Origin of the sequence: Streptomyces sp. NPDC051740, assembly GCF_044453165.1 — a bacterium.
Lineage (GTDB): Bacteria > Actinomycetota > Actinomycetes > Streptomycetales > Streptomycetaceae > Streptomyces > Streptomyces atrovirens.
On the sequence record NZ_JBITCL010000017.1, the window covers coordinates 32,382 to 56,425 of the forward strand.

General features: G+C 70.9%; 19 protein-coding genes. 12 read left to right on the forward strand and 7 right to left on the reverse strand.

The window, feature by feature from the left end; all coding sequences use genetic code 11:
- Window positions 1-290: 290 nt before the first annotated feature.
- Together ACIA6T_RS25660 and ACIA6T_RS25665 are read right to left on the reverse strand one after the other, a co-directional pair.
- The gene (locus ACIA6T_RS25660) at window positions 291-665 is read right to left on the reverse strand and encodes a WhiB family transcriptional regulator (RefSeq protein ID WP_085575372.1); all 375 of its coding nucleotides are present in this window, start codon (window positions 663-665) and stop codon (window positions 291-293) included.
- A 102-nt stretch (window positions 666-767) separates the two neighbouring features.
- Window positions 768-1,463, reverse strand: coding sequence for a DUF1707 domain-containing protein (locus ACIA6T_RS25665; protein WP_399448820.1), 696 nt, complete (start codon window positions 1,461-1,463; stop codon window positions 768-770).
- A gap of 182 nt (window positions 1,464-1,645) precedes the next feature.
- On the opposite strand from ACIA6T_RS25665, the gene ACIA6T_RS25670 reads away from it, so the two are divergent.
- The 5 genes from ACIA6T_RS25670 (at window position 1,646) to ACIA6T_RS25690 (ending at window position 9,810) form a co-directional block, all read left to right on the forward strand.
- Complete coding sequence (locus tag ACIA6T_RS25670; protein WP_399448821.1) at window positions 1,646-3,325, forward strand: fumarate hydratase; 1,680 nt, start codon at window positions 1,646-1,648, stop codon at window positions 3,323-3,325.
- Between the two features lie 369 nt (window positions 3,326-3,694).
- Window positions 3,695-5,128, forward strand: coding sequence for a M20/M25/M40 family metallo-hydrolase (locus ACIA6T_RS25675; protein WP_399448822.1), 1,434 nt, complete (start codon window positions 3,695-3,697; stop codon window positions 5,126-5,128).
- A gap of 113 nt (window positions 5,129-5,241) precedes the next feature.
- Window positions 5,242-6,645 (forward strand): class II fumarate hydratase, encoded by a 1,404-nt coding sequence (locus ACIA6T_RS25680; protein WP_399448823.1) that lies wholly within the window; start codon window positions 5,242-5,244, stop codon window positions 6,643-6,645.
- Window positions 6,646-6,719: 74 nt separating this feature from the next.
- Window positions 6,720-7,412, forward strand: a complete 693-nt coding sequence (locus ACIA6T_RS25685) for a DUF402 domain-containing protein (protein WP_399448824.1) — start codon at window positions 6,720-6,722, stop codon at window positions 7,410-7,412.
- A gap of 274 nt (window positions 7,413-7,686) precedes the next feature.
- Window positions 7,687-9,810: a SpoIIE family protein phosphatase gene (locus ACIA6T_RS25690; RefSeq protein ID WP_399448825.1), complete on the forward strand. Its 2,124-nt coding sequence runs from the start codon at window positions 7,687-7,689 to the stop codon at window positions 9,808-9,810.
- A 63-nt stretch (window positions 9,811-9,873) separates the two neighbouring features.
- Here the strand turns inward: ACIA6T_RS25690 and ACIA6T_RS25695 are convergent, their stop codons facing one another.
- The gene (locus ACIA6T_RS25695) at window positions 9,874-12,165 is read right to left on the reverse strand and encodes a transglycosylase domain-containing protein (RefSeq protein WP_399448826.1); all 2,292 of its coding nucleotides are present in this window, start codon (window positions 12,163-12,165) and stop codon (window positions 9,874-9,876) included.
- Between the two features lie 259 nt (window positions 12,166-12,424).
- On the opposite strand from ACIA6T_RS25695, the gene ACIA6T_RS25700 reads away from it, so the two are divergent.
- From ACIA6T_RS25700 to ACIA6T_RS25720, 5 genes are all read left to right on the forward strand, one after another.
- Complete coding sequence (locus ACIA6T_RS25700; RefSeq protein ID WP_399448827.1) at window positions 12,425-13,360, forward strand: SPFH domain-containing protein; 936 nt, start codon at window positions 12,425-12,427, stop codon at window positions 13,358-13,360.
- The gene (locus ACIA6T_RS25705; protein WP_073932240.1) at window positions 13,357-13,611 is read left to right on the forward strand and encodes a hypothetical protein; all 255 of its coding nucleotides are present in this window, start codon (window positions 13,357-13,359) and stop codon (window positions 13,609-13,611) included. The genes ACIA6T_RS25700 and ACIA6T_RS25705 overlap by 4 nt, the downstream gene beginning before the upstream one ends.
- 144 nt (window positions 13,612-13,755) lie before the next feature.
- The gene (locus ACIA6T_RS25710) at window positions 13,756-14,280 is read left to right on the forward strand and encodes a PadR family transcriptional regulator (RefSeq protein WP_399448828.1); all 525 of its coding nucleotides are present in this window, start codon (window positions 13,756-13,758) and stop codon (window positions 14,278-14,280) included.
- Window positions 14,277-14,972 (forward strand): ABC transporter ATP-binding protein, encoded by a 696-nt coding sequence (locus tag ACIA6T_RS25715; RefSeq protein WP_399448829.1) that lies wholly within the window; start codon window positions 14,277-14,279, stop codon window positions 14,970-14,972. Before ACIA6T_RS25710 ends, ACIA6T_RS25715 begins: the two co-directional genes overlap by 4 nt.
- Window positions 14,969-17,305, forward strand: coding sequence for an ABC transporter permease (locus ACIA6T_RS25720; RefSeq protein WP_399448830.1), 2,337 nt, complete (start codon window positions 14,969-14,971; stop codon window positions 17,303-17,305). The genes ACIA6T_RS25715 and ACIA6T_RS25720 overlap by 4 nt, the downstream gene beginning before the upstream one ends.
- Window positions 17,306-17,327: 22 nt before the next feature.
- Here the strand turns inward: ACIA6T_RS25720 and ACIA6T_RS25725 are convergent, their stop codons facing one another.
- Window positions 17,328-18,272, reverse strand: coding sequence for a LysR substrate-binding domain-containing protein (locus ACIA6T_RS25725; RefSeq protein ID WP_399448832.1), 945 nt, complete (start codon window positions 18,270-18,272; stop codon window positions 17,328-17,330).
- 133 nt (window positions 18,273-18,405) lie between these two features.
- On the opposite strand from ACIA6T_RS25725, the gene ACIA6T_RS25730 reads away from it, so the two are divergent.
- Window positions 18,406-18,960, forward strand: a complete 555-nt coding sequence (locus ACIA6T_RS25730) for a peroxiredoxin (RefSeq protein WP_073932236.1) — start codon at window positions 18,406-18,408, stop codon at window positions 18,958-18,960.
- Between the two features lie 6 nt (window positions 18,961-18,966).
- Window positions 18,967-19,500, forward strand: coding sequence for an alkyl hydroperoxide reductase (locus tag ACIA6T_RS25735; RefSeq protein WP_085574276.1), 534 nt, complete (start codon window positions 18,967-18,969; stop codon window positions 19,498-19,500).
- A gap of 496 nt (window positions 19,501-19,996) precedes the next feature.
- On the opposite strand, the gene ACIA6T_RS25740 is transcribed toward ACIA6T_RS25735, so the two are convergent.
- From ACIA6T_RS25740 to ACIA6T_RS25750, 3 genes are all read right to left on the reverse strand, one after another.
- Window positions 19,997-21,385 carry an AI-2E family transporter gene (locus tag ACIA6T_RS25740; RefSeq protein WP_399448833.1) on the reverse strand — a complete coding sequence of 463 codons (1,389 nt, stop codon included), beginning with the start codon at window positions 21,383-21,385 and terminating at the stop codon, window positions 19,997-19,999.
- A gap of 144 nt (window positions 21,386-21,529) precedes the next feature.
- Window positions 21,530-22,228, reverse strand: coding sequence for a transglycosylase SLT domain-containing protein (locus ACIA6T_RS25745; protein WP_399448835.1), 699 nt, complete (start codon window positions 22,226-22,228; stop codon window positions 21,530-21,532).
- Window positions 22,229-22,637: 409 nt separating this feature from the next.
- Window positions 22,638-23,963: a PhoH family protein gene (locus ACIA6T_RS25750; protein ID WP_399448836.1), complete on the reverse strand. Its 1,326-nt coding sequence runs from the start codon at window positions 23,961-23,963 to the stop codon at window positions 22,638-22,640.
- Window positions 23,964-24,044: the final 81 nt, after the last annotated feature.

Sequence of the window (24,044 nt, forward strand, 5' to 3'; positions counted from 1 at the left end):
GCCCCTGGATGGACTGCCCCACCCCGCGTGAAAAAGCGCCCCCGTGCGGAGGGAGCGCCCACGCGGCGGAGCCGCACATGTCACAGCCCCGCGCCCCTGGATGGACTGCCCCACCCCGCGTGAAAAAGCGCCCCCGTGCGGAGGGAGCGCCCACGCGGCGGAGCCGCACATGTCACAGCCCCGCGCCCTGAAGTGGGACCGGTCCCCCGGCGCTGAGAGGTGAGCGAGTTCCCCGGCGCCGAAGGGGCGCCCCCTGTGCGGAGGGGGCGCCCCTTTTGCTTACGTGCGTTTCAGCCCGCTGCCGCGATGCGGCCCGGGCGGGTGTTCTTCTTCAGTTCCATCTCGCGGCGCCTGCGGCGGGCCAGGACCACTCGGCGTTCGGCGGCGGTGAGGCCGCCCCAGACGCCGTAGGGCTCGGGCTGGAGCAGGGCGTGCTCGCGGCACTCGACCATCACCGGGCAGCGGGCGCAGACGCGCTTGGCCGCCTCCTCGCGGGAGAGCCGGGCGGCGGTGGGTTCCTTCGAGGGTGCGAAGAACAGCCCCGCCTCGTCGCGCCGGCACACCGCCTCGGTGTGCCAGGGGGCGTCCTGGTCCCTGTCCCGCGCTGCCGCTCGCTGGGCCGGGACAGCGGCTATCTGCAGGGACGAATGCGGCGGTTGCAGCACGGTCTACTCCTGACGACGGCTTCGCAAGCGAGACACGATGCAGCAAGGCTTACCCGATGTGCGCGCGCCTATGCACTGAGTTCCGAACCGCGCGACAGCCCGTCAGTGGCCCAGGTGCCTGCGCATGCTCCTGTCGACCTTGCGCTGCACCCGGTCGAGGATGTCCGCCACGAGCTTGCCGCGCTTGGGGCGCGCCTCGACGCTGCCCAGCACCGCCCAGCCGTCGATGTAGACCACCGGGGCCTCGTCGTCGGTCGCGTCGAGCGTGTCCACCTCGAAGGCGCCGAGCACGCCGCCGCCCATGCCGCGCAGCGACACGTTCTCCGGGACGTAGATCTCGACGCTGCCGAAGACGGAGAAGGCCTTGATCATGACCTGCTGGTGGTCGAACAGCGCCTCGCTGAGGTCGATCTCCACGCTCCCGAAGATCGCGTACGCGTGGATACGACGGCCGGTGCGCCAGCGGCCCTTGCGGGCGGCGGCGCTGAACACCGCGACCACGTTGTCATCGGGGTCCATCGGGATCGCGCCGGTGGTGGGGCGACTGGGGGCGGAGGCGTGCACCGCGTGCCGCTGGTGGGCTATCGGCAGGTCCTGGACGAACACCTCCAGCTCCCCGACCGTCTTGGCGGCCAGCACGCCCTCGACGCGCTCCGCGTGCTCGTCGGCGGTGAGGCGGCCCTCGGCGAGGGCCTCGCGCAGGAGGTCGACGGTACGGTCCCGGTCGGCGTCGGAGGCGCGCAGCTCGGCCGTCCGCGGTGCCGTGTCCGGCTGCTGGGCGTGCTTCTGAAGGTCCACGGCGCCAGCGTACCGAAACGCGATAGATCGCGACTACCCCCTGACGGGGACAACTGAGGACAACCTCACAGACTCGCCACGAAGGGCAGGTCCTACGCTGGTGAGCGCCCGCCGACGTCGGCGGGCGGCCGGCGGGCGAGCCGAAGGCGAGCCGCCCCGGAAGACTTCCTGTCGAGTGAGGAATGGGCGAGATGCCTGAGTTCGAGTACGCCGATCTGCTCCCCATGGGAGAGGACACCACCCCCTACCGGCTGGTGACCTCCGAAGGTGTCTCCACCTTCGAGGCCGACGGACGGACGTTCCTCAAGGTGGAGCCGGAGGCGCTGCGCAAGCTCGCCGAGGAGGCCGTCCACGACATCCAGCACTACCTGCGCCCCGCCCACCTGGCGCAGCTGCGCCGCATCATCGACGACCCCGAGGCGTCGGGCAACGACAAGTTCGTCGCGCTGGACCTGCTGAAGAACGCGAACATCGCGGCGGCGGGCGTGCTGCCGATGTGCCAGGACACCGGTACGGCGATCGTCATGGGCAAGCGCGGGCAGAACGTGCTGACGTCGGGGCGTGACGAGGAGGCCCTGAGCAAGGGCATCTACGACGCCTACAAGAACCTGAACCTGCGCTACTCGCAGATGGCCCCGCTCACCATGTGGGAGGAGAGGAACACCGGTTCCAACCTCCCGGCGCAGATCGAGCTGTACGCGACGGACGGCGGCGCGTACAAGTTCCTGTTCATGGCCAAGGGTGGCGGGTCGGCCAACAAGAGCTTCCTGTACCAGGAGACCAAGGCCGTCCTGAACGAGGCCTCCATGATGAAGTTCCTGGAGGAGAAGATCCGTTCGCTGGGTACGGCCGCCTGTCCGCCGTACCACCTGGCGATCGTCGTCGGCGGTACGTCGGCCGAGTACGCGCTGAAGACCGCGAAGTACGCCTCCGCGCACTACCTGGACGAGATCCCCTCCGAGGGGTCGGCGCTCGGGCACGGCTTCCGGGACAAGGAGCTGGAGGAGAAGGTCTTCGAGCTGACGCAGAGGATCGGGATCGGGGCGCAGTTCGGGGGCAAGTACTTCTGCCACGACGTGCGGGTGGTGCGGCTGCCGCGGCACGGGGCGTCGTGTCCGGTCGCGATCGCGGTGTCCTGCTCGGCGGACCGGCAGGCCGTCGCGAAGATCACCGCCGAGGGTGTGTTCCTGGAGCAGCTGGAGACGGATCCGGCGCGGTTCCTGCCGGAGACGACGGACGAGCAGCTGGAGCAGGACGGCGACGTCGTCAGGATCGACCTCAACCAGCCGATGGACGACATCCTCGCCGAGCTGACCAAGTACCCGGTCAAGACCCGGCTCTCCCTGACCGGTCCGCTGGTCGTGGCGCGCGACATCGCGCACGCCAAGATCAAGGAGCGGCTGGACGCGGGTGAGGAGATGCCGCAGTACCTGAAGGACCACCCGGTGTACTACGCGGGGCCCGCGAAGACGCCGGAGGGGTATGCGTCGGGGTCGTTCGGGCCCACGACGGCCGGGCGCATGGACTCGTACGTGGAGCAGTTCCAGGCGGCGGGCGGGTCGAAGGTGATGCTGGCGAAGGGGAACCGGTCGAAGCAGGTCACCGACGCGTGTGACGCGCACGGCGGGTTCTATCTCGGGTCCATCGGCGGGCCGGCGGCGCGGCTGGCGCAGGACTGCATCAAGAAGGTCGAGGTCGTCGAGTACGAGGAGCTCGGGATGGAGGCGGTGTGGAGGATCGAGGTGGAGGACTTCCCGGCGTTCATCGTCGTCGACGACAAGGGGAATGACTTCTTCCAGGATCCTTCGCCGCAGCAGCCGACGTTCACGTCGATTCCGGTGCGGGGGCCTGGGCCGGCGTAGCGCGTAACGCGTAACGCGTAACGCTTTCGCGGCGGGGGCGGCCGGGGCGGCTTTTTCGCCCCCGCCGCCCCTTCCCGTCCCGAACCGGGGGCTCCGCCCCCGGACCCCCGCTCCTCAAACGCCGGAGGGGCTGTCTCCAGCCCGTCCGGCGTTTGAGGACGAGGCCCGAAGGGCCGAAAGGGGGTCCGGGAGCGCAGCCCCCCAGGGGACGGGGACGGGGACGGGAAGGGGTGGCGGGGGCGAACACACCCTCTCCGCATAGCGGACCCCGTGTGCTGCTTTCGGACAATCGGCGTCCAGACCCGCCCCTTCCGTTGACTCGCTCAACCAACACTGTGAGTCTTCTCGGCGCTCCGACATGCACATGCCATGTCACTCTCCGGAGGAGACCAGGTGAAACGAAGACTCGCCATCGCGGGCATCACCCTCGCCGTCACGCTCGGCCTCGGCACACTCCCCGCCGCGGCCGCCCCCACCGCGGACACCCTCGCCGCACCCGACGTCGACGTGAACAAGGTCAAGGCGCATCTCGACGAGTTCAGCGCCATCGCGAGCCGGAACGGCGGCAACCGCCGCTCCACCGGCCAGGGTTACCGCGACTCCGTCGCCTATGTGAAGGGCAGGCTGCAGGCCGCCGGATACACCGTCACCGAGCAGCCGTGCACCTCCGGCTGCACCAGCGGGGCCGGGCCCAACCTGATCGCCGAGTGGCCACAGGGCGACGCCGGCAACGTGTACATGTTCGGCGCCCACCTCGACGGCGTCTCGGCCGGCCCCGGCATGAACGACAACGGCTCCGGCTCCGCGGCCCTCCTCGAGAACGCCCTGACGCTGGCCCAGCAGAACCCCACCATGCGCAACCGGGTCCGCTTCGCCTGGTGGACCGACGAGGAACAGGGCCTCAACGGGTCCGACTTCTACGTGCGTTCGCTGTCCTCGACCGAGCGCGCGAAGATCAAGGCGTACTACAACTTCGACATGGTCGCCTCCGTCAACGGCGGCTACTTCATCAACCACATCACCTCCTCGGCCGCCGCCCCGATGAAGGCGTACTGGGACTCGCTGGGCCTCCAGCCCGAGGAGAACACCGAGGGCGCGGGGCGCAGCGACGACTACTCCTTCGAGCAGTACTCCATCCCCACCTCCGGCTACGCGATGGGCGCCAGCGCGCGGAAGACCTCCGCGCAGGCCGCCAAGTGGGGCGGCACGGCGAGCAGGGCGTACGACCCCTGCTACCACTCCTCCTGCGACACCCTCACCAACATCAACACCACCGGCCTGGACCGCGCGTCCGACGGCATCGCGTACACGATCTGGCAGCGGGCGGTGGACACCGGCACCGGCGGCACATGCGACACCACCGGCGTCGTCGGCAACGGCGGGTTCGAGAGCGGCACCTCGCCGTGGACCGGGAGCACCGGGGCCATCGGCGCCCACTCGGGCCAGTCCGCCCACACCGGCACCCGGTTCGCCTGGCTGTCGGGGTACGGCTCCACCCGTACCGAGTCGATCAGCCAGTCGGTGACCGTGCCGGCCGGGTGCACCCGGGCCACGCTGAGCTACTGGCTGCACATCGACACCGACGAGTCCGGCTCGACGCCGTACGACCGGTTCACGGTGAAGGCCGGCGGCACCACGCTCGCCACGCTGTCCAACGCCGACGCCGGCAGCGGCTACGCGCAGCGCTCGGTCGACCTGTCGGCGTACGCGGGGCAGACGGTGACCCTGACGTTCACCGGAAGTGAGGACTCCTCGCTGCAGACGGGCTTCCTCGTGGACGACGTGACCCTGCTGAACGACTGAGACCACCCCCCACGGGTACCCCGCCCCGCCGCACTCCTCCTGCGGCGGGGCGGAGGCCGTCACGGGAATACGCTCGTCGGACACCGCTGCTGTGCATCTTCGGAGGTACGACGATGACGACCACGGACGACGACCGGCGCTACCGCATCGAGCACGACTCCATGGGGGAGGTGAAGGTACCGGCCGACGCGAAGTGGCGCGCCCAGACCCAGCGCGCCGTGGAGAACTTCCCGGTCTCCGGGCAGCGGCTGGAGCGCGCCCACATCGAGGCCCTCGCCCGGATCAAGGGCGCCGCGGCCAAGGTGAACGCCCGGCTCGGGGTGCTGGACGAGGACATCGCCGAGGCGATCCAGGAGGCGGCCGGCGAGGTCGCCGAGGGACGGTGGGACGAGCACTTCCCCGTCGACGTGTTCCAGACCGGGTCCGGGACCTCCTCCAACATGAACACCAACGAGGTCGTCGCCACGCTCGCCGGCGAGCGGCTGGGGCGGGACGTGCACCCCAACGACCACGTCAACGCCTCGCAGTCGTCCAACGACGTCTTCCCGTCGTCGATCCACATCGCCGCCACGGCCGCCGTCACCCGCGATCTGGTCCCGGCGCTCGACCACCTCGCCACCGCCCTGGAGCGCAAGGCCGAGGAGTTCGCCGACGTGGTGAAGTCCGGGCGGACCCATCTGATGGACGCCACGCCGGTGACGCTGGGCCAGGAGTTCGGCGGGTACGCGGCCCAGGTGCGGTACGGGATCGAGCGGCTGAACGCCTCCCTGCCGCGCCTGGCCGAACTGCCGCTGGGCGGGACCGCCGTCGGCACCGGCATCAACACCCCGCCCGGCTTCTCCGCCGCCGTCATCGAGGAGGTCGCCCGCGCGACCGGGCTGCCGCTGACCGAGGCGCGCGACCACTTCGAGGCGCAGGGCGCCCGCGACGGCATCGTGGAGACCAGCGGGCAGCTGCGGACCGTCGCCGTCGGACTGACGAAGATCGCGAACGATCTGCGGTGGATGGCGTCGGGCCCCCGTACCGGTCTCGCGGAGATCAGCCTGCCCGACCTCCAGCCCGGCTCCTCGATCATGCCCGGCAAGGTCAACCCGGTGATCCCGGAGGCCGTGCTCATGGTGTGCGCGCAGGTCACCGGCAACGACGCGACCGTCGCCGCCGCCGGCGCCTCGGGCAACTTCGAGCTCAACGTCATGCTGCCGGTCATCGCGAAGAACGTCCTGGAGTCGGTGCGGCTGCTCGCGAACGTCTCCCGGCTGCTCGCCGACCGCACGGTCGACGGCATCGTCGCGAACCGCGAACGGGCCCGCGAGTACGCCGAGTCCTCGCCGTCCGTGGTCACCCCGCTCAACAGGTACATCGGCTACGAGGAGGCCGCCAAGGTCGCCAAGAAGTCGCTGGCCGAGCGGAAGACCATCCGGGAGGTCGTGCTGGAGGGCGGTTACGTCGAGCGCGGCGACCTCACCGTCGAGCAGCTCGACGCGGCGCTGGACGTCCTGCGGATGACGAAGCCGTGAGAACGCCGCGCCGGGGAGCGCGAACCATGACGGGGGCCGCGGCGTCGTATGCCCATGGCACCTCATATCCGGCCATGGCGGAGGGCGGAGCGACGATGCGCGAGGAAGCGGGCGGGACGGCCGGACACTGGGCGCCCGGGACACAGGTCCTGTGGCGGTACCGGGAGAACGGCGGCGCGCGCATCCACATCGCGCGCCCCGTCACGGTCGTACACGACGACCCGGAGCTGCTCGCGGTGTGGATGGCGCCCGGTACCGAGTGCGTGAAGCCGGTGCTCGCCGACGGCACGCCCGTGCACCGGGAGCCCCTCGGCACCCGGTACACCAAGCCGCGCACGGTGGGGCGGGGCCGCTGGCTCGGCACCGGGGTGCTGAAGCTGGCCCGGCCCGGCGAGCCCTGGTCGGTGTGGCTGTTCTGGGAACCGGGCTGGCGGTTCAAGAACTGGTACGTGAACCTGGAGGAACCGCTGGCCCGCTGGGCGGGCGGGGTGGACTCCGAGGATCACTTCCTGGACATCTCCGTGCACCCGGACCGCACCTGGCGCTGGCTGGACGAGGACGAGTTCGCGCAGGCCCGGCGGGACGGTCTGGTGGACTCCGCGCTGGCCGGGAGGGTGCGGGAAGCCGGGCGGGCCGCCGTGGCGGCGATCGATGCCTGGGGACCGCCGTTCGCGGACGGGTGGGAGAACTGGCGCCCCGATCCGTCGTGGACGGTACCGTCACTGCCACAGGACTGGGACCGCACTCCCGCGCATCTGTCCTCGTGAGACCCTTGCTGCGCCCCCGGGCGGGAAACGTAGGATCGTCCTCCGCAAGGGCGCGGGGCAGCAAACACCGGAACGCGCACCAGGCTTGACCGATCGTCACCGAGGGGCGGCAGGACGTGAGCGAGGGGTACGGAAACACCGGTGCCGGCCGGGAACGGCCGGCCAACGGCACAGGCACAACCTCTGACCACGCGGGAATTCCGTTCCGGGGGCACGTATTCCGGGTATCGGAGTTTCGGCGGGACGAACCGCGCGCACGGCGTGCGCCGGACGGATGGACTCGACACGCGTGACGGAGCAGCCGACCTCCTTCGAACGCCCGCAGCCGGGCGCCGACCCCGCGGATCCCCGCGGGGCGCTCCTGCGTACCCCGCAACCGGCGCGTGTGCCGGACACGGGGGCCGCCTTACCCGTACAGAGCCGCTCCGGCGGTGAGCCTCCCGCGTCCGGGGCCGCGTCCCCGGACACGGTGACGCCGGACGGCACCGGCCAGGACCCGGCTGCCGGGTCCGGCTCCGAGCACTCCCAGCCGGGTGCCGGGCAGGGCGCCGAGCCGGACACGCACCGGCCGCGCCCCGCACCCGAGGGCATCCCGGTACAGCCGGCCGCGGACCACGGCCGGCCGGTCCGGGGTCCCGACGGCACGGAGCGCCGTACCGGGCAGCAGACGCAGCCCGGACGGCCCACGCCGATGCGCAGGGACGGGGACCGGCTGCGGTTCGTCGGTGCCGCGACCCGGCGGATCGCGCGCGGCATCGACCTGGACGAGATCGTGATGGGGCTGTGCCGGGCCACCGTGCCCACCTTCTCCGACGCGATCCTGGTCTATCTGCGCGATCCCCTGCCGGTCGGCGACGAGCGGCCCACCGGCCCGCTGGTGCTGCGGCTGCGCCGCACCGACCGGATCCCGGCCGAGCGGGACACCGAGGGCGGGTTCACCCCGATCGCCCCACCGGAGCCGTCCGAGCTGGACTCGGTCGGCGCGGAGCTGTGCACCGTACGGCCCGGCAGCGCGCTCGCCGAGGTGCTGCGCGGCGTACGGCCGGTCTTCACGGACGCGCTCGCGGCCCGCGCCGCGCTGCCCGAACTCCTCGGCGAGGAGGGCGCGTCGGCCGTACCGGACGGGCAGCGGGCGATCCTCGCGCCGCTGCGCGGCCGGCGGCGGGTGATCGGCGCGGCGCTGTTCCTGCGCCGCCCGGAGCGCATCCCGTTCGAGGCCGACGACCTGCTGGTCGCCGCGCAGCTCGCCACGCACAGCGCCCTCGGCATCGACAAGGCGGTGCTGTACGGGCGGGAGGCGTACATCGCCGACGAGCTGCAGCGCACGATGCTGCCGGAGAACCTGCCGCGCTGCACCGGCGTACGGCTCGCCTCGCGGTATCTGCCGGCCGCGGAGACGGCGCGGGTCGGCGGCGACTGGTACGACGCCATCCCGCTGCCCGGCAGCCGGGTCGCGCTGGTCGTCGGTGACGTCATGGGCCACTCCATGACCTCGGCGGCGATCATGGGCCAGCTCCGCACCACCGCGCAGACCCTCGCCGGGCTCGACCTGCCCCCGCAGGAGGTGCTGCACCACCTCGACGAGCAGGCGCAGCGGCTCGGCGTGGACCGCATGGCGACCTGCCTGTACGCGGTGTACGACCCGGTGGCGCACCGCATCACCATCGCCAACGCCGGCCATCCGCCGCCCGTCCTGCTGGAGCTGGGCGGACGCGCCGAGGTGCTGCGGGTGCCCGCGGGCGCCCCGATCGGTGTGGGCGGGGTGGACTTCGAGGCGGTCGAACTGGACGCGCCCGCCGGGGCGACCCTGCTGCTGTACACCGACGGTCTGGTGGAGTCCCGGCTGCGGGACGTGTGGACCGGTATCGAGCAGCTGCGGGAGAAGCTCGCCGCGACCGCGCAGCTCACCGGGCCCGATCATCCGCCGCCCCTTGAGGCGCTCTGCGACGAGGTGCTCGACATGCTCGGTCCGGGCGACCGGGACGACGACATCGCGCTGCTCGCCGCCCGTTTCGACGGGATCGCGCCGAGCGACGTGGCGTACTGGTTCCTGGAGCCGGAGGACGCGGCCCCCGGCCGGGCCCGCCGCCTCGCCCGGCGGGCGCTGTCCCGCTGGGGCATGGAGGAGCTGAGCGACTCGGTGGAGCTGCTGGTCAGCGAGGTGGTGACCAACGCCGTGCGCTATGCCACGCGGCCGGTCACCCTGCGGCTGCTGCGCACCGACGTGCTGCGCTGCGAGGTCGGTGACGACGTGCCCCAGCTGCCGCGGCTGCGGCAGGCACGGGCCACCGACGAGGGCGGGCGCGGGCTGTACCTGGTGAACCGGCTGGCCCGGCGCTGGGGCGCGACCCGGCTGAGCACGGGCAAGGTGGTGTGGTTCGAACTGAACCACGGCTGAGGCGTCGTACGACGTGACGAGGGGCGCCCGGTGTGGTCACCGGGCGCCCCTCGTGTCTTCCGTCTACTGCTCCTCGTCGTCCCCCGGGTCCTCCGGGCCCCCCGGGAGCTCGAACGTCGGCGATGTGGAGGTGGTCGGGTCCGTCGGCGGCTCCGACGTCGGCGGCTGGCTGCTCGGCGGCGCGGAGCTCGGCGGCGCGGAGGTCTCCGGCGGCGCCTCGGTGGTCGGTTCCTCGCTCGTCGGCTCGTCGCTCGGCGTCTCGGACGGCGACTGCGAGACCGACGGCGAACTGCTCGGCTTCTTCACCGCGTTGCCCTGCTTGGTGTCCAGGTCGAACTCGGTGACCTCGTCCATGACGCCGAAGGTGTACGCGGCCCAGATCTCCGCCGGGGGGCCACCGCCGTTGACGCGGTAGTCGACACCGGCCGCCTCGTACATCGGCACCTGCGCGCCGCTCTTCGCGTCCTCGCCGAACAGGCCGACGGAGGTGACCAGTTCGGGGGTGAAGCCGGTGAACCAGGCCGACTTGTTGTTGTCGGACGTACCCGTCTTGCCGGCGACCACCTGGCCGTCGCGCAGCGGGTTCTCCTTCACGGACACCCGGGCCGTACCGTCGTCGACCACTCCGGTGAGCACGGAGGTCACCGTGTCGGCGGCCTCGCGGCTGATGACCTGCTCACCGATCGGGTCGGGGAACTCGACCGCGCGGTCCTTGTGCTCGACCGACTTCACGATCACCGGGGTGACCTTCTTGCCGTGGTTGGCGAGGGTGGCGTAGACGCCGGCCATCTCCAGCGGGCTCGCGCCCATACTGCCCAGGGTCTGCGCGGGCACGGGGGGCATGCCCTCGGTCTCCATGCCGAGTTCACCCGCGGTCTCGACCACCTCGGTCATGCCGACGTCGATGCCCATCTGCGCGAAGACCGAGTTGACGGACTTGTTCATCGCCTCCTGGACGGTGATGTCGTCGTAGTTCTGGTCGTCCTCGTTGGGCGGCGCGAAGCCGACCTTCTTGCCACCGTCCATCACGGGGCGCTCGCTCGTGCCGTCGTAGATCGTGTTCGCCGTGATCGGCACGCCGTCCTGGGTCTCGGCGTCCTGGTCCACGGCCGCGGCGAGGATCACCGGCTTGAAGGTGGAGGCGGCCTGGTAGTCGTCGCGGGTGGCGTTGTTCCGGTAGTGCTTCACGTAGTCCACGCCGCCGTACATCGCCAGGACCGCGCCGGTCTTCGGGTCGACGGAGGCGGCGCCGGCCTGGACGTCGGCGTCGACGTCGCGCTTGTCGGGGTCGAGCTTGCTGGTGAGCTCGGTCTTGACCGCCTCCTCCAGCGCCTTCTGCTTCTTCTTGTCGATGTTCAGCGTGACGGTGTAGCCGCCGAGGTCCAGCATGGCGTCGGCCTGCTTCATGTCCTCGGCGGTGCCCTGGGCGACGAGCTGCTCCTTGACCGCGGTGTTGGCCGCCTCGACGAGGTATCCCGTCTGGCCCTCGAGACCGGGGGCGGCCTTGGGCTCCTCGGGGACCGGGAACTTCATGCCCTGGCGGTCGGCCTTGTCCAGCCAGTCCTGCCCGACCATGTTGTCCAGGACGTAGTTCCAGCGCTCCTGGACGAGCTTCTTGCCGGTGTCACTGGCGATCGCCCAGTCGTACTGGTTCGGCGCCTGGAGCAGCGCGGCGAGGTACGCGCCCTGCTCGACGGTGAGGTCCTCGGCGTCGACGCGGTAGTAGGCCTGCGCGGCGGCCTGGATCCCGTAGGCGCCGCGGCCGTAGTAGCTGGTGTTGATGTAGCCGGCGAGGATGTAGTCCTTGGACTTCTCCCGGTCCAGCTTCAGGGAGATGACCAGTTCCTTCAGCTTGCGGGTGACCGTCTGTTCCTGCGTCAGGTAGTAGTTCTTGACGTACTGCTGGGTGATCGTCGAACCGCCCTGCGCGCCCTTGCCGGAGACCGTGTTGAGCAGACCGCGCGCGGTGCCCTTGAGGTCGACGCCGGAGTCCTTGTAGAAGGACTTGTTCTCGGCGGCGACGAAGGTGCGCTGGACGTCCTTGGGCACCTTGGCGAGGTCGACGATCTCGCGGTTGTAGCCCCGGCGGGCCATGATCGAGCCGTCGCTGTACTCGTAGACGTTGCCCTGCAGCTCGGCGTCGGCGTTCCCCTCGGGGATGTCGATCACCATGTACAGCACGATGAAGGCGCCCATGCCGAGCAGGCAGAGGCCGAAGAACGTGCCGAGGATCTTCTTCCAGGTGAAGAGGCGGCGTATGCCGCCGCGTCCGGTCGCATCCGACGAACGGCGGCCCTTGGGTGCCGCACGGCGCCCACCGCGCTGTCGTGCGCGTCTTTCTTCCGCTCGTCCCATGCGTCCGTTCCGCTCCGCTTCGTTCGTGTGTGCTCTGCAGCCACACCAGTTCGCCGCTCGGGTCAGCTCAGAAAGCTAACACCGGGAGCTATGACAAAGAGCCGCCGATCCGGCCTTTACGGGCGTGACAATCAGCACCCGCTCCCATGGAACCGACGTACGAACGAGGTCCATGGTTGTCGGGATCAGGTAATCTGATATCACTTAGCTAGACAGGCGCTAGCCGCTCGGCGGCGCCCGGAGAAACGGGGGAACACCCATGTCCACACACGACACGCAGGTCACGGCCGATGTGCCCGAGATGCCGGCCCCGCGCGTGCGGGAGTTCGCGGCGCACAGCATCGGCGGCGGGCTGGCCCTGCTGCTCGGCCTCGTCGGCCTGCTGCTCGGCACCGGACTGATCATCACCGCCACGGCGGTCACCGGGACCGGCGCCAAGGCCGCACTGATCATCGGCGGCGTCCTGGTCGCCATAGCCGCGTTCCTCGCGATGTGCGGGCTGAACATGGTGGCGCCCGGCGAGGCGCGGGTGGTGCAGCTCTTCGGCCGCTACCGGGGCACGATCCGCCAGGACGGACTGCGCTGGGTGAACCCCCTCACCTCGCGCCGGAAGATATCGACGCGGGTACGCAACCACGAGACCGCCGTCCTGAAGGTGAACGACGCCTACGGCAACCCGATCGAACTGGCCGCGGTCGTGGTGTGGCGGGTCGAGGACACCGCCCAGGCCACCTTCGAGGTGGACGACTACGTCGAGTTCGTCTCCACCCAGACCGAGGCGGCCGTGCGGCACATCGCCATCGAGTACCCCTACGACGCCCACGACGAGGACGGCCTCTCGCTGCGCGGCAACGCCGAGGAGATCACCGAGAAGCTCGCCGTCGAACTGCACGCGCGCGTGGAGGCGGCCGGGGTGCAGATCATCGAGTCCCGGTTCACCCACCTCGCGTACGCTCCCGAGATCGCCTCGGCGATGCTCCAGCGGCAGCAGGCGGGCGCCGTCGTGGCGGCGCGGCAGCAGATCGTGGAGGGCGCCGTGGGTATGGTCGAGTCGGCGCTCGCCCGGATCGCCGAGCAGGACATCGTGGAGCTGGACCCCGAACGGAAGGCGGCGATGGTGTCCAACCTGATGGTGGTGCTGTGCGGTGACCGCTCCGCGCAGCCGGTCCTCAACACCGGGACGCTCTACCAGTGACGACTCCGTCCGGGGGCCCGGCCCCCCAGGGCCGGCCGCAGCGCAAGCAGGTGCTGCTGCGGCTGGACCCGTCGGTGTACGAGGCGCTGGCGCGTTGGGCGAACGACGAGCTGCGTTCGGCCAACGCGCAGATCGAGTTCCTGTTGCGGCGCGCTCTCGCGGAGGCGGGGCGGTTGCCCGGTGAGGCGGGGCCGCTGCCTCGTCGTGGTCGGCCGCCCGGGGGCTCCGCCCCCAGACCCCCGTCGGCCTGAACGGCCCCGTCCTCGACCGCCGGACGGGCCGACCGGTAGCAGAACCGTGACAATCGGCCCCCACCTGCGCCTCCGTACGCCCCGGCACCAGCTACACACTCCGCGTATACACACCACGTATACACCGTGTGTAGAGTGCTCCGCATGTCCATCGGTCACACCCTCCTGGGGCTCCTGGAGTCCGGTCCGCGTCACGGTTACGACCTGAAGCGGGCCTTCGACGAGAAGTTCGGTCACGACCGGCCGCTGCACTACGGCCAGGTCTACTCGACGATGTCCCGGCTGCTGAAGAACGGGCTCGTCGAAGTCGACGGCATCGAGGCCGGCGGCGGCCCCGAGCGGAAGCGGTACGCGATCACCGAGGCCGGCATCACCGATGTCGAGCGCTGGCTCGCCACGCCGGAGAAACCGGAGCCGTACCTCCAGTCGACGCTCTACACCAAGGTCGTCCTCGCCCTGCTCACCAGCCGGAACGCCGCCGACATCCTCGACACCCAGCGCTCGGAGCATCTGCGCGGCATGCGGATCCTCACCGACCGCAAGCGCAAGGGCGATCTCGCCGACCAGCTCATCTGCGACCACGCCCTGTTCCACCTCGAGGCCGATCTGCGCTGGCTGGAGCTGACCGCGGCGCGTCTCGACAAGCTCCGTGCGGCGGTGACCCGATGACCACGTCCGTTCCCCCCGGCTCCCTGCTCACCGCCCAGGACCTGCGCAAGGTCTACGGCCCCACCACCGCGCTCGACGGTGCCGCCTTCTCCATCCACCCCGGCGAGGTCGTCGCCGTGATGGGACCCTCCGGGTCGGGCAAGTCGACGCTGCTGCACTGCCTCGCCGGCATCGTCACCCCCGACTCCGGGTCGATCACGTACGACGGCCGTGAGCTGACCGCCATGAGCGACGCCGAGCGCAGTGCGCTCAGGCGCTCGGAGTTCGGCTTCGTCTTCCAGTTCGGGCAGCTCGTCCCGGAGCTCACCTGCGTGGAGAACGTCGCCCTGCCGCTGCGGCTGAACGGCACGCCCCGCAAGGAGGCCGAGCGGGCCGCGCTGACCTGGATGGAACGCCTCGAGGTGGACGACGTCCGCAAGAAGCGGCCCGGCGAGGTGTCCGGCGGTCAGGGGCAGCGGGTCGCCGTGGCACGGTCGCTGGTCACCGGCCCCCGGGTGCTGTTCGCCGACGAGCCGACCGGCGCGCTGGACTCCCTCAACGGCGAGCGGGTGATGGAGCTGCTCACCGACGCCGCCCGGTCCACCAACGCCGCCGTCGTCCTCGTCACGCACGAGGCGCGGGTGGCCGCGTACTCCGACCGCGAGGTCGTCGTCCGCGACGGGAAGTCCCGGGACATGGAGCGCGTCGTATGAGTGCCGCCAGACAGTGGGCCCGCGATCTGGCCATGGGAACCCGGTTCGCCTTCGCCGGCGGACGCGAGGGGTGGATCCGGGCGCTGCTCACCGCCGTCGGCGTCGGGCTGGGGGTGGCGCTGCTGCTGCTCACCACCGCCCTGCCCGGCGCGCTGGCGGAGCGGCACCGGCGGGAGGAGGCGCGGCTCAACTACACCTTCGGTGAGCAGATCGAGCGCGCCGAGGACACCCTGGTGACCGCGGACACCGACACGCGGTTCGGCGACCGCGACATCCGCGGCCGGCTGCTGGAGCCGGAGGGCGACAAGGCCCCGCTGCCACCAGGGCTGCGGAAGTTCCCGGCGCCGGGCGACATGGTGGTCTCCCCCGCGCTGAAGGAGTTCCTCGACTCGGACGACGGCGGGCTGCTGCGGGAGCGGCTGCCGTACGACATCGTGGGGACGATCGGCGAGCAGGGGCTGATCGGCTCCCAGGAGCTCGCCTACTACGCGGGCGCCGAGGGCCTCGCGGGGCGGGCCGGCGACGGGCTGGTGGGGCGTATCGACTCCTTCGGGGACCCCAACCCGGTGGAGGAGGAGATGGACCCGGTCCTCATGCTGCTGGTCCTGGTCGTCTTCGTGGTGCTGCTGATGCCGGTCGCCGTGTTCATCGCCGCGGCCGTACGGTTCGGCGGCGAGCGGCGCGACCGCAGGCTGGCCGCGCTGCGGCTGGTCGGCTCCGACGGCGGCATGACCCGGCGGATCGCCGCGGGCGAGGCGCTCGCCGGGGCGCTGCTCGGGCTGGTGTTCGGCGCCGGGTTCTTCCTGGCGGGGCGCGAGTTCGCGGCGTCCGTCGAGGTGTTCCGCATCAGTGTCTTCCCGAGCTATCTGAACCCCTCCCCGCTGCTGGCGCTGCTGGTCGCGGTGGCGGTTCCGGGGGCCGCGGTGCTGGTGACGCTGCTGGCGCTGCGCGGGGTGGTCATCGAACCGCTGGGCGTGGTGCGCACGGCGCGGCCCGCCCGCCGCCGGCTGTGGTGGCGGCTGCTGCTGCCGCTGGCCGGGATCGGCATGCTGCTGCCCATGCTCGGCCAGGGCCGGGAGAACGGGGAGTTCAACCAGTACCTGGTCACCGGCGGTGTCATCTGTCTGCTCGTCGGGGTCACCGCGCTGCTCCCGTGGATCGTGGAGACGGTCGTCGCCCGGCTCGGCTCGGGCAGCGTCTCCTGGCAACTGGCGGTGCGCCGACTCCAGTTGAGCAGCGGTGCGGCGGCCCGCATGGTCAACGGCATCGCGGTGGCCGTGGCCGGCGCGATCGCGCTGCAGATGCTGTTCGCCGGGGTGGAGGGCGACTACACCAAGGAGACCGGCTATGACATGTCACTGGCGCAGATGCAGGTACGGGTGCCGGAGGGCTCCGAACTCGCCGCGGCCACCAAGAAGTTCGAGGAGACCAAGGGCGTCCGCAAGGTCTACCCGCTGTCCGAGGGGTACTTCGGCGACCGGCCCTGGAACAAGGATCCGCAGCGCACCGCCCAGTTGACCATCGGTGACTGCGCGACCCTGCGCGAGGTGGCGAAGCTTCCCTCGTGCGCGGACGGCGACGTGTTCGCGGTCCGGGGCGGCGAGTACGACACCGACACCCCGTCGCTGAGCAGGCCGGGCCAGAAGCTGTACCTGGAGAAGTCCGTCGGCACCGGCGGCAGCGAGGACGCCGTCTGGACCCTCCCCGAGGGGCTGAAGCGGGCCGACTCCATCGAGGACCCGACCGGGACCAGGCGCGGCGGCTTCCTCATGACCCCGGCCGCGGTGCCCGCGGACATGGCGGACGCGGTCACCGGCCAGCTGTACCTGTCGGTCGACGACTCGGTGCCGTACGCCGACGAGTACATACGCAACACGGCGGCCGCGGTCGACCCGCTGGCCCATCCGATGGTGTGGAACTCCGTCGAGCGTTCCGACCGCTACGAGTCCATCCGTACGGGCCTGTTCGTCGGCGCCGCCGCCGTACTGGCGCTGATCGGGGCGAGTCTGCTGGTCTCCCAGCTGGAGCAGCTGCGGGAACGCCGCAAGCTGCTGTCGGCCCTGATCGCCTTCGGCACCCGGCGCCGCACGCTGAGCCTGTCGGTGCTGTGGCAGACGTCGATCCCGATCGGCCTGGGGCTGCTGCTGGCCTCGGTGGTGGGCATCGCCCTGGGCACGGTGCTGCTGAAGATGACCTCGACACCGGTCGGCGTGGACTGGCCGAGCGTGCTGCGGATGACCGGCATGGGCGCGGGCGTGGTCCTCGTGGTGACGCTGCTGAGCCTGCCCCCGCTGCTGCGCATGATGCGCCCGGACGGCCTGCGGACGGAGTGAGCGGTACGGACCGCGAGGGCGCTCAGCTCCCCACTATCCGTACCGGAAGGTCCCGCATCGCCGCTCGCAGGGACGCCGCCAGTTCCTTGTGCTCCGCCGCCCTCGCCGTGCCCGTGCGCATGGCGAGGGCGATGCGGCGGGAGGGGGCGGGGTCGGTGAAGCCTGCGGTGAGCAGCCGGTTGGAGCGGGCGGTCTCGACCTGGACGGCGGTGCGCGGCAGCAGGGTCACCCCGAGGCCGCCCGCGACCAGCTGGACGAGTGTGGCCAGTCCGGCCGCCGTCGTCGTGGCCGGGACGTCGGCCCGCCCGGCCTCCCGGCAGATGTCCAGGGCCTGGTCACGCAGGCAGTGGCCCTCGTCGAGCAGCAGCAGGTTCAGCTCGCGCAGCACCGAGCGGGGGATGCCCTCCCGGCCGCCGAGCCGGTGGCCGAGCGGGGTGACCAGCACGAAGTCCTCGTCGAAGAGGGGGATCTCGGTCACGCCGGGGACACCGAGGGGCACGGCGAGCAGCAGCAGGTCGAGCCGGCCGGCGGCCAGTCCGTCCAGCAGGTTCGCGGTCTGCTCCTCGTGCACCTGGAGGTCGAGGAGCGGATAGCGTCCGCGGACCAGCCGGAGGATCGTCGGCAGCAGATAGGGCGCGACGGTCGGGATGACGCCGAGCCGCAGCACCCCGGTGAACGGCGCCCGCAACGCGTCCGCCTCCTCCATCAGCGCGTCGACTTCCCCGAGTACGGCCTTGGCGCGGGCGGCGAGCCGCTCACCGGCCGGTGAGAGCAGCACCTTGCGCGTCGTACGCTCCACGAGGGTGACACCGAGCGTCTCCTCCAGCGTCGACACGGCGCCCGACAGCGCCGGCTGGCTCATCCCGATCGCCGCGGCGGCGTCCCGGAAGTGCAGATGCTCGGCCACCGCGGCGAACGCGCGGAGCTGAGCGAAACTGGGCTGCCTGCGCCTCTTGCCCACGGTCACTGATAGCTACCTCCGATCAACACGACCGAGTGTAGCTATTTCACTAATCAATGCACGTTGTGCCAACATCAACAGGGTCCAACCCATGGGAAATGCCCGCAATCCGGGTGTTTCCCCGCTGCAAGGAGAGCCTGTGCTCACTGTCGGTGACAAGTTCCCCGATTTCGAACTGACCGCCTGCGTCTCGCTGGAGAAGGGCAAGGAGTTCGAGACGATCGACCACAAGACCTACGAGGGCAAGTGGAAGATCGTGTTCGCCTGGCCCAAGGACTTCACCTTCGTGTGCCCGACCGAGATCGCCGCCTTCGGCAAGCTGAACGACGAGTTCGCCGACCGTGACGCCCAGGTCCTCGGCTTCTCCGGCGACTCCGAGTTCGTCCACCACGCCTGGCGCAAGGACCACGACGACCTGCGCGACCTGCCGTTCCCGATGATGGCGGACTCCAAGCACGAGCTGATGCGCGACCTCGGCATCGAGGGCGAGGACGGCTTCGCCAAGCGCGCCGTGTTCATCGTGGACCAGAACAACGAGATCCAGTTCTCCATGGTGACCGCCGGCTCCGTCGGCCGTAACCCCAAGGAGGTCCTGCGGGTCCTGGACGCCCTGCAGACCGACGAGCTCTGCCCGTGCAACTGGTCCAAGGGCGACGAGACCCTCGACCCGGTCGCGCTGCTGTCCGGGGAGTGAGCTGACATGTCCCTCGACTCCCTGAAGTCCCGCATACCGGACTACGCCAAGGACCTGAAGCTCAACCTGGGTTCGGTCATCGGCAACTCGGACCTGCCGGCCCAGCAGCTGTGGGGCACGGTGCTGTCGACGGCGATCGCCTCGCGCTCGGCCATCGTGCTGCGCGAGCTGGAGCCGGAGGCGAAGGCGAACCTGTCGCCGGAGGCGTACACGGCCGCGAAGGCCGCCGCCGCGGTGATGGCGATGAACAACGTCTTCTACCGCACCCGTCACCTGCTGTCGGACCACGAGTACGGCAACCTGCGCGCCGGTCTGCGGATGAACGTCATCGGCAACCCGGGTGTCGACAAGGTCGACTTCGAGTTCTGGTCCTTCGCGGTCTCCGCGATCAACGGCTGCGGCATGTGCCTCGACTCCCACGAGCAGGTGCTGCGCAAGGCCGGTGTGGAGCGTGAGGTCGTCCAGGAGGCGTTCAAGATCGCCGCGGTGATCCAGGCGGTCGCCGCGACGCTGGACGCGGAGGCGGCCCTCGCGGAGTGACTCCGCCCCGCCACACCCCTCGGGCCCGCCCACCCCACCCGGTGGCCGGGCCCGACCCGTACACCCCACGCACTCGGCGCCCCGCACCCGCCGGGTGCCACGGCGCACACCCCGCCCGCTCACCGCGGGCAGCCGCGCCGCACACCTCCGTTGCTGCGGGCAGCCGCACCGCACCCACCCGCCCTCCGCGGGCAGGCGTGCCGCAGGGCGGCACGGGTGGGCGCGACGGCACCCCGTCGGCACCGGGCTGCGCCACTCCCCCCGGCCCGCACCAACACCGCTCACCGGCGCTCGCCGGGTGCCTCCCCCACTCTCGGCTCCGCTCGAGCGGGGGACCCCCATCGCCCACCCGTGCCGCCCTGGGGGTACCTCCCAGGCCCTTGAGGCACTGGGGGAGGCACGACTGCCCGCAGCTACGGGGATACGGCGGTGCAACCGCCCGCAGCTACAGGGGGTGGGCGGTGCAACCGCCGCGGATGCACGGCGCCGCCCGCGCCTACTCCTCGCCGGCCTCCCCCGGCCGCTCCTCCGCGTCCGGTGTCGGAGGCCGGGCCTCCGACACCGCCGGCAGCGGGGCGTCCGGTTCGGACATCGCCGTGGCCCCCCGCGGCCGGGGAGCCTGGACCACGGCCGTCTCGTGCGTGTACGCACGCAGATAGCCGACGACGGTGTTGGTGACCGCGACCAGCGGCACAGCCACCACCGCTCCCCCGATACCGGCCACCATCCCGCCCGAGGCGACCGCCAGCACCACCGCGAGCGGATGGACCCGGACCGCGCGCCCCAGGATGAACGGCTGGAGGATGTGCCCCTCGATCTGCTGCACCGCCAGCACCACCACCAGCACCATGACGCCCGTGAACACGCCCTGCGTGACGAGCCCGACGACCACCGCCAGCGCCCCCGACACCACCGCACCCACGAGCGGGATGAACGAGAACAGGAAGATGAACACGGCGAGCGGCACCGCCATCGGCACATCGAGGAAGTAGATGCCGAGACCGATGAAGATCGCGTCGATCAGGGCCACTATCACCGTGCCGCGCACATACGCCGTCAGCGTCCGCCACGCCACAGGACCCGCCCCGGCGACACCCGGACGGGCCGCGGCCGGAACGAGCTTCAGCGACCACTGCCAGATCCGCTTGCCGTCGTAGAGCAGGAACAGCGTCGAGAAGACCGCCAGCAGGATGCCGGTGAGCGCCTCGACCACGACGGTCACGCCCTCCAGGCCCGCCGAGGTGATCTGCTCGGTGTTGGCGCCGACCGCCTCCCGGAGGTTCTTCGCGATCTCGTTGATCTGCTTGTCGGTGACGTGGAAGGGACTGTTCAGCAGCCAGTTGCGCAGCTCGTCGATGCCGTCCTGGATCTGGTCGGAGAGGTGGTCGATGTTCTCCATGACCTGCCAGGTCACGAACCAGCCTATGAGGCCGATCACGACGAACCCGAACAGCGCCGTCAGCGCGGTGGCCGGCCCGCGCGGCACGCCGAGCCGCTTCAGCCTCGCCACCGTCGGCTGCAGCAGCGCGGTGATCAGCAGCGAGGCCACGAACGCCAGCACCACGAGCTGTACGGCGCTGATGATCCGCATGAGCACCCAGACCGTGCCGGCCAGCACCAGCAGCCGCCAGCCGGCCTCGGCCGCGACCCGTACCCCCCAGGGCACGGCCTGCGCCGGGTCGGGGCGGGCCGGGACGGCGGCGGCCGTGAACTCGAGCGGCGGATCGGGGTCGGGGTGCGGGGTCTTCACCCGTACCGGATCGGAGCCGGGGTCGGCGTCCGTCGGACGGTCCCGCTCCACCTCGGCGCGGCGCTCCTCCAACCGCTTGCTGACCTCGGTCAGCCCGGCTCCGACCCGGCCGAGCCATCCTGGCACTCGCGACATGATCCGCCCTCTTCCCCCGTTTCTCCCCACCACTCCCCCCTGGAGTCGTCGGTCAGACCGTACATGGCGAAAGCCCCGCACCGTAGGACGGTGCGGGGCTGTGCCTTGGTTGAGCGGGGCCGGGGCGACGCGCTCCCGGTGCTTCTAGTAGTAGTGGTTGGCCTGCCAGAACGTCCAGGCCTCGCACGGGCTGCCGTAGCGGTCGTTCATGTAGCCCAGACCCCACTTGATCTGGGTGGCCGGGTTGGTCGCCCAGTCGGCTCCGGCGGAGGACATCTTGGAACCCGGGAGCGCCTGCATCAGACCGTAGGCGTCGGAAGTGGGGTTGTCGGCCATGTAGTTCCAGCTGGACTCGTGGTCCACGATGGTGCTGAAGCACTGGAACTGGTCCGCCGGGACGATCTGCCGGGCCATCGCCTGCACTTCGGCGATCGTGTAGGAGGACTGGACCGGGAAGCTGGACGCGTCACGGGTCGCGGAACGGCTGGCGGCGGCCTTGGCCTCCGCGCGGTCCTTGGCGGCCTGCTTCGCCTTGTCGTCCGCTTCCTTCTTCTTCGCGACCGCCGTCTGGGCGGCGGCCTTGCGGGCGGCCTCCTCGGCGTCCTTCTTGGCGCTCGCGTCCGCGGCGATGGCCATCGTTTCGGCCTGCTGCGTCAGGGACGCGGTCTGTACCTGGGCCTGCTGGCCCGCGGGGATGTCCGCGAGCAGCGTGGTGCCGCTTGCCGTCGCTTCGGCGTCGTTGTTCTGAGCAGTGCTGCCCGAGGCAACGCCGACGACACTTCCGACAGCGGTGACCGCCGTGGCCGAGGCCACTGCGAATCCCCGGACCGAGATCCGGCTCACACGGTTTCCTTCCAGCATCGCCCGCTTCGGTGACCCTCGCGGACGCAATCGTGCCCTTGGCGCTGGCCTCCCCAACTACGGGTCACGGGAGGCACGGGCCCGGTGGGCAACTCCTGCGAGAGGAGCGCCGCGTGGTGCTCGGGCGGCATACGACGACGCTATGGAGTTAAACCTGTGGTGCCGTACCGCTGGGGGTACAGGTGTGTCGTATGCGGGGCCTGACAGGAGTGAGACTCTGCCGTAACCCGACGCCGCAAGGCAATTCTCCGTTGCGTGTGAAAGCTCACATCCCGTTCGGCCCCAGGGAATCCCGGAAAGCCGCACACACGCCGACGCCGCCCGGCTAGGCTCTACGCCTTTCCGGACGGCGCCAACCGATCGGCAACCGGCCCTTGTGGGATGCCGCGGGTCAGATCTGCCCGTCTTCGAGCATTTCGGTCACGAGCGCGGCGATCCGGGACCTCTCGGACCGCGTCAGGGTGACGTGCGCGAACAGCGGATGCCCCTTCAGCTTCTCGACGACGGCGACCACACCGTCGTACCGACCGACCCTCAGATTGTCCCGCTGGGCGACATCATGGGTCAGGACGACCCGCGAATTGGCCCCGATACGGGACAGAACGGTCAGCAGGACGTTCCGCTCCAGCGACTGGGCCTCGTCCACGATCACGAACGCGTCGTGCAGCGAGCGGCCCCGGATGTGGGTGAGCGGCAGGACCTCCAGCATGCCGCGCGCGGTGACCTCCTCGATGACCTCCCGGCTGGTGACCGCCGACAGCGTGTCGAACACCGCCTGCGCCCAGGGGCTCATCTTCTCCGCCTCGGAACCCGGCAGATAGCCGAGCTCCTGCCCGCCCACCGCGTACAGCGGACGGAAGACCATCACCTTCTGGTGCTGACGGCGCTCCAGCACCGCCTCCAGGCCGGCGCACAGGGCCAGCGCCGACTTGCCGGTGCCGGCCCGGCCGCCCATGGAGACGATCCCGACGTCCGGGTCGAGCAGCAGGTCGAGCGCGATCCGCTGCTCGGCGCTGCGGCCCTTGATGCCGAACACCTCCCGGTCGCCGCGCACCAGCCGGACGTCGCCCTCGGGCGTGACCCGCCCCAGTGCCTTGCCGCGCTCCGACTGGATGGTCAGACCGGTGTGCACGGGCAGGTCGGAGACCTCGGGCACGTACACGTGCCCCTCTTCGAAGAGGACGTCCACCTGCTCGCCGGGCAGGGTCAGTTCGGACATTCCGGTCCAGCCGGAGGAGTCCGTGATGGCGAGCTCCGCGCGGTACTCCTCGGCGAGGAGGCCCACGGAGGACGCCTTGATCCTGAGCGGGAGGTCCTTCGACACCACGGTGACGTCGAACCCCTCGGCCTGCAGGTTGCGGGCGACCGCGAGGATGCGGGAGTCGTTGTCCCCCAGGCGGTAGCCGCTGGGCAGCACGCTGGGGTCCGAGTGGTTGAGCTCGACCCGCACGGTCCCGCCGAGGTCCCCGGTCGGGATGGGGGCGTCGAGACGGCCGTACCGCACCCGGTAGTCGTCCAGCAGGCGCAGCGCCTGCCGGGCGAAATAGCCGAGTTCGGGATGGTTCCGCTTGGCCTCCAACTCGGTCACCACGACGACGGGGAGCACGACCTCGTGCTCGTCGAAGCGGCTCAGGGCGCCTGGATCGGCCAGCAGGACGCTGGTGTCGAGAACATAGGTGCGCCGGTCGGGCTTGTGGCGCTTTGCGCTGGTCACCACGGAAGGACGTACCCCCTCGGATGAGGTCGGGGAGCGACGAGGCGGGACTGGACCGGTCGACGGCCCTCATGCACAGCGGGC

What these genes read in the sequence shown, in the direction of transcription:
- ACIA6T_RS25690 (WP_399448825.1), top strand. Translation starts at nt 7,687, where the DNA reads ATGGACTCGACACGCGTGACGGAGCAGCCGACCTCCTTCGAACGCCCG.
- ACIA6T_RS25710 (WP_399448828.1), top strand. Translation starts at nt 13,756, where the DNA reads ATGTCCATCGGTCACACCCTCCTGGGGCTCCTGGAGTCCGGTCCGCGT.
- ACIA6T_RS25695 (WP_399448826.1), bottom strand. Translation starts at nt 12,165, where the DNA reads ATGGGACGAGCGGAAGAAAGACGCGCACGACAGCGCGGTGGGCGCCGT.
- ACIA6T_RS25740 (WP_399448833.1), bottom strand. Translation starts at nt 21,385, where the DNA reads ATGTCGCGAGTGCCAGGATGGCTCGGCCGGGTCGGAGCCGGGCTGACC.
- ACIA6T_RS25700 (WP_399448827.1), top strand. Translation starts at nt 12,425, where the DNA reads ATGTCCACACACGACACGCAGGTCACGGCCGATGTGCCCGAGATGCCG.
- ACIA6T_RS25715 (WP_399448829.1), top strand. Translation starts at nt 14,277, where the DNA reads ATGACCACGTCCGTTCCCCCCGGCTCCCTGCTCACCGCCCAGGACCTG.
- ACIA6T_RS25685 (WP_399448824.1), top strand. Translation starts at nt 6,720, where the DNA reads ATGGCGGAGGGCGGAGCGACGATGCGCGAGGAAGCGGGCGGGACGGCC.
- ACIA6T_RS25670 (WP_399448821.1), top strand. Translation starts at nt 1,646, where the DNA reads ATGGGCGAGATGCCTGAGTTCGAGTACGCCGATCTGCTCCCCATGGGA.
- ACIA6T_RS25735 (WP_085574276.1), top strand. Translation starts at nt 18,967, where the DNA reads ATGTCCCTCGACTCCCTGAAGTCCCGCATACCGGACTACGCCAAGGAC.
- ACIA6T_RS25680 (WP_399448823.1), top strand. Translation starts at nt 5,242, where the DNA reads ATGACGACCACGGACGACGACCGGCGCTACCGCATCGAGCACGACTCC.
- ACIA6T_RS25675 (WP_399448822.1), top strand. Translation starts at nt 3,695, where the DNA reads ATGTCACTCTCCGGAGGAGACCAGGTGAAACGAAGACTCGCCATCGCG.
- ACIA6T_RS25720 (WP_399448830.1), top strand. Translation starts at nt 14,969, where the DNA reads ATGAGTGCCGCCAGACAGTGGGCCCGCGATCTGGCCATGGGAACCCGG.